The sequence below is a fragment of the Rhizobium anhuiense genome (genome assembly GCF_003985145.1).
GTDB lineage: Bacteria > Pseudomonadota > Alphaproteobacteria > Rhizobiales > Rhizobiaceae > Rhizobium > Rhizobium anhuiense.
Genome location: NZ_ML133561.1, coordinates 1 through 986, shown reverse-complemented (window position 1 = coordinate 986; position 986 = coordinate 1). Strand labels below are relative to the sequence as shown.

Annotated in this window: 1 protein-coding gene; it reads left to right on the top strand. The window is 63.6% G+C overall.

The annotated features are described in order from the left end of the window. Nucleotides 1-986 (top strand): 5-aminolevulinate synthase (hemA, locus tag EEQ99_RS34340; protein WP_127431942.1); only part of this gene is annotated, 986 nt, incomplete at both ends.

The window sequence follows — 986 nt, the reverse complement described above, 5'->3', positions numbered from 1 at the left end:
GAGGGCCGTTACCGCGTTTTTGCCGATCTCGAACGTCACCGCGGCAATTTCCCGCGCGCGACGCGCCATACGGCCGATGGCCAAAAGGAAGTCACGGTCTGGTGCTCCAACGACTATCTCGGCATGGGCCAGAACCCGAAGGTGATCGAGGCGATGAAGAACGCCATCGACCACTGTGGCGCGGGTGCGGGAGGCACCCGGAATATTTCTGGCACCAACCACCATCACGTCATGCTCGAGCGTGAGCTTGCCGATCTGCACGGCAAGGAAGCGGCGCTGATCTTCACGTCGGGCTATGTGTCCAACTGGGCGGCGCTTGGCACGCTCGGTGCGAAGATCCCCGGCCTGATCATCTTCTCCGATGCGCTGAACCATGCCTCGATGATCGAGGGCATCCGCTACGCCAAATGCGACAAGGTGATCTGGAAGCACAATGACGTGGCCGATCTCGAAGCCAAGCTTGCGACCGCCGATCCGAAGGCGCCGAAGCTGATCGCCTTCGAGAGCGTCTATTCGATGGACGGCGACATCGCCCCGATCAGGGAGATCTGCGACCTCGCCGACAAATACGGGGCGATGACCTATCTCGACGAAGTGCATGGCGTCGGCATGTACGGCCCGCGCGGCGGCGGCATTGCCGAGCGCGAAGGGCTGATGGACCGGCTGACGATCATCGAAGGCACACTCGGCAAGGCTTTCGGGGTGATGGGCGGCTATATCGCCGCGTCGACGGCCCTTTGCGATTTCATCCGCTCGTTCGCCTCCGGCTTCATCTTCACCACGGCGCTGCCGCCGGCGCTCGCCGCCGGCGCCGTCGCCTCGATCCAGCATCTGAAGGTCAGCCAGTTCGAGCGCGCCCGCCATCAGGACCGGGTCCGCAAGCTGAGAGCGCTGCTCGACCAGCGCGGCATTCCGCATATGCCCAATCCGAGCCATATCGTGCCGGTGCTGGTCGGCGATGCGGCCAAGTGCAAGTGGATCTCCGA